Source organism: Mesorhizobium sp. M8A.F.Ca.ET.021.01.1.1, assembly GCF_003998025.1.
Taxonomy (GTDB): Bacteria; Pseudomonadota; Alphaproteobacteria; order Rhizobiales; family Rhizobiaceae; genus Mesorhizobium.
Map to the genome: position 1 here is coordinate 1 of NZ_RZSJ01000610.1, position 3,644 is coordinate 3,644.

Genomic DNA, 3,644 nt, shown 5'->3' on the forward strand with positions numbered 1-3,644 from the left:
GCCTTGAAGGCGCGGCCCAGATCCTCATACATGGCCAAGGTCAGCGCATTGAGCTTCTCCGGCCGATCGATCCGGACTGTTGCGACGTAACCGTCCTGGGTAAAGTCGATGCCCATCTAGATCGCTCCCCCGGTCTTGAGCGCATGCAACTCCTCTGGGGAAAGGCCTGCCAATTTCCCAAGGATCAGGTCATTGTGCTCTCCCGGCGCGGGCGCCGATTGGGGCGCGACCTCGACGGCGCCCGAAAGCTTTATCGGCAGCCCAAACATGCCGATAAGCTTGCCCGCGATGGGAACCTTGACGATCATGTTGCGAGCGGCGATGTGTGGATCCTCGACGACTTCCGCAATCGTCTTGATCGCGCTCAGCGGGATCTTGTCGCCCGCGATCTCCTCCAGTTCGGCCTTGGTGTAGCGGCTGAACCAGCGGTTAAGCAGCGGATTGACCTTCGTCTCCGCCACTGTCGGATCGAACCGCTTCTCCATCGTGTCGATGGCAGGGTCGGATGCCTTGTCGGGCTCGCCGAACAGAGCGCAGGTAATCGCCCAGAACTTGTCCGTGTAGCCGCCGAAGAACACATAGCCGTCCTTGCAGGGGAACTGGCCGTAGGGGCGCACGAAGGGATGGTCATTGCCGAGTGGTGAGGCGATTTCATTCTTCCCCGTGTAACGGACAACAGCATTTTCCGTCAGCGTCAGCACGGAGTCCTGTTGCGAGACGTCGACCACCTGTCCGAGGCCGCTTTTGTCCGCCTCGCGCAGGGCTGCGAGAGTGCCGATCGCAGCATACAAGGACGCCGCGAGGTCGCCGATGATAGTGCCCACCCGAACCGGCGGTCGGTCCGCATAGCCGTTCATCGACCACAGGCCGCCTGACGCCTGTCCGGTGTTGTCATAGGCAGGCTTTGATGCGTTTGGCCCGCTGCGGCCGTAGCCGCTGATCGCGGTGTAGATCAGCTTGGGGTTTTCAGCTTTGAGGACCTCGTATCCGAGATCCAGCCTGTCCATGGTTCTCGGTCGAAAATTCTCGACCAGCACGTCGGCCCGGCGCACGAGCTTTTTCAAGAGCGCCTTGCCGTCAGCGGATTTGAGATTGATCGTGATTCCCAGCTTGTTGCGGTTGAACTGCGAAAAGAAGGCGCTGAGTTCCGCACCCTCGTCGCCGACGAAAGGAGGGAAGGTACGGGCGTAGTCCGGTTCGTCGGGATGCTCCACCTTGATCACGGTCGCGCCAAGGTCGGCCAGCAACATGGAGCAGAAGGGGCCGGCGACGACACGTGTGATGTCGAGAACGGTCACTCCGCTTAGAGGGCCCGTCCGTGTTGGAATCGCGTCATTCCCATATGCTTCGGTCACGTCATTCTCCCGGAAAACAATCCTGAGAGATATCTGCCCGGATTTCTGGATCGCGCAATCGAGCATTGCCGGCCGCCGCATCGCCAACCGACGGCAACTGATTTTTCAGCATCGCGGTACCGCATGATCTCAGACCTTTTCCGCCCTGATCAGCTCAAGTACATCCTTGGCGCGATCGACGCGCACGTCATGGTTCGCAGACAGCGTCGACGCCACCTTGTCGATCTCGTCGCCGGTTGCGCCGGCCACAATTGCGATGTTGCGGGCGTGCAGCGCCATATGGCCTCGCTGGATGCCCTCGGTGGCCAATGCACGCAATGCCCCCATGTTTTGCGAAAGCCCAACCGCCACCGCCACCTCGGCAAGTTCCTGGGCACTCTCAACGCCGAGGATCTTGAGGGCGGCACGGGCTGCCGGATGGGTCTTTGTCGCACCACCCACAAGGCCCAGGGCCATGGGCATCTCCAGGGTGCCGACGAGATGACCCTTGGCATCAAGCTCCCAGGTCGACAACGATGTGTAACGCCCTGAGCGCGAAGCCCACACATGCGCGCCCGCTTCTATGGCCCGCCAGTCGTTGCCGGTGGCTACCACGATCGGATCGATACCGTTCATGATGCCCTTGTTGTGGGTGGCGGCGCGGTAGGGGTCGACGATGGCAAGGGCACATGCTTCGACAATGCCGCGAGCGATACGATCACCCTTGTATTCTTCGGTCTGCAGCGTCTCCGGGGTGACTGTGACCATTGCGCGGGCGATGCGCAGATCGGCAAAGTTGGACAGAATGCGAAGTCGCACGACGCCGCCGGTTATCGCTTCGATCATCGGCGCGACGGCTTCGGCCATTGTATTGACCGTGTTTGCGCCCATGGCATCGCGCACATCGACGATTAGGTGAACGACAACCATGGGGCCGGCAGTTGTCTGATCAAATACGTGTACCTCGACATCGCGGCACCCTCCGCCAAGCGATATCAGGACCTTGTCCTTGACATTTGCAGCAGCAATGATCGCCTCTCGTTCCCTCAGGATGCGGGCCCGCGCGCCGTGCGGGTCGCGCACTTCAAGAACTTGCACCTGTGCCCGCATGATCGGCCCGGTGCTCGAGGTGAAGAAGCCACCGCTCTTGCGGGCAAGACGGGCCATGTACGACGCCGCCGCCACGACAGATGGCTCTTCGACGGCCATCGGGATCAGGTAGTCTCGGCCATTGATTGTAAAATTTGTGGCCACGCCGATCGGTAGCTCAAACGTCCCAATGACGTTCTCGATCATGCCATCGGCCAGCGCAATCGGGAGGCCGCCGCCTGCAAAAACGCCGCGTTCGGTATCGGTGAGCGACATCACATCGCCAACCCGGCCAAGTCTCTCGGTCGGCGAAAGATTCCGCAGGTTCTCAATGCGCGAATTTATGGCGGAACGCGTTCTGCCGTTTTCTGCGTCGGTCACAGGCGCCTCCCACGCGATGTATAATTTTTCTTCTTGAAACAAAAATGATCATTGTTACCATCTCATGAAAGGTACAGATCAAAGAATTTGTCTGAATCTGTACCCATAGGAGGCGACGTTGAGGGCGACAAATCCAAGCGGCAAATCCGGTGAAACTCTTGCGGAGAATGTCGCAGCGAGGCTGGTCGCGGAGATTGCAGCGGGCAACCGTTCGCCGGGAAGCAAGCTACCCTCAATCAGGAATGCGGCCCGCGACTACGGCGTCTCCAAGAACACTATTGTCGAAGCCTACGACAGATTGGCGGCATCCGGTCACGTCATACCGAAGGCACGCTCCGGATTCACAGTCAGCAAGACTGCGCAAACGAACGGGACGAGGCCAAAACACGTATCGGAAGCCGTCGATATCGCTTCGCTTCTCAATGCGCAGTTGGAGGAAAGCTTTGAGATCCGTGTCGGCGACGGGCGTCCGCCCCCAGCATGGACGGAGGAGTCGGAAATCCGACGCCATCTTGGTTTTCTCGGGCGTGGCCCCTCACCAGGCGCGGATGGCTATGGGTCCGCTTGGGGTTTCCCACCTCTACGGCAGCAGATTGCCCGGCGTTTGGGGAACCAGCACATTCAAGCGACTGAAAAGGAAATCTTGCTGACGTTCGGCGCCAATCACGCGCTCGATCTCGTCGTTCGGGCGTTCTTGGCGCCTGGCGACGTCGTGCTCGTCGACGAGCCCGGATACTACCCGCTCTTCGCCAAGCTCAAACTGGCCCAGGTGCGGGTCATTGGCGTCCGGCGCCTGCCTGACGGGCCAGACGTTGAGGATTTCACGGCTAAGGTTTCAGC

Annotated in this window: 3 protein-coding genes; 1 reads left to right on the forward strand and 2 read right to left on the reverse strand. The window is 60.2% G+C overall.

All coding sequences use genetic code 11. From position 1 onward, the window contains the following. Window positions 1-116 precede the first annotated feature (116 nt). Both EOA36_RS30725 and EOA36_RS30730 read right to left on the reverse strand, forming a co-directional pair. The gene (locus tag EOA36_RS30725) at window positions 117-1,355 is read right to left on the reverse strand and encodes a CoA transferase (protein WP_245464518.1); all 1,239 of its coding nucleotides are present in this window, start codon (window positions 1,353-1,355) and stop codon (window positions 117-119) included. Between the two features lie 129 nt (window positions 1,356-1,484). Next, window positions 1,485-2,804 (reverse strand): hydroxymethylglutaryl-CoA reductase, degradative, encoded by a 1,320-nt coding sequence (locus EOA36_RS30730; protein WP_127280677.1) that lies wholly within the window; start codon window positions 2,802-2,804, stop codon window positions 1,485-1,487. A gap of 118 nt (window positions 2,805-2,922) precedes the next feature. On the opposite strand from EOA36_RS30730, the gene EOA36_RS30735 reads away from it, so the two are divergent. Beyond that, window positions 2,923-3,644 (forward strand): aminotransferase class I/II-fold pyridoxal phosphate-dependent enzyme (locus EOA36_RS30735; protein ID WP_127280678.1); only part of this gene is annotated, 722 nt, incomplete at its 3' end.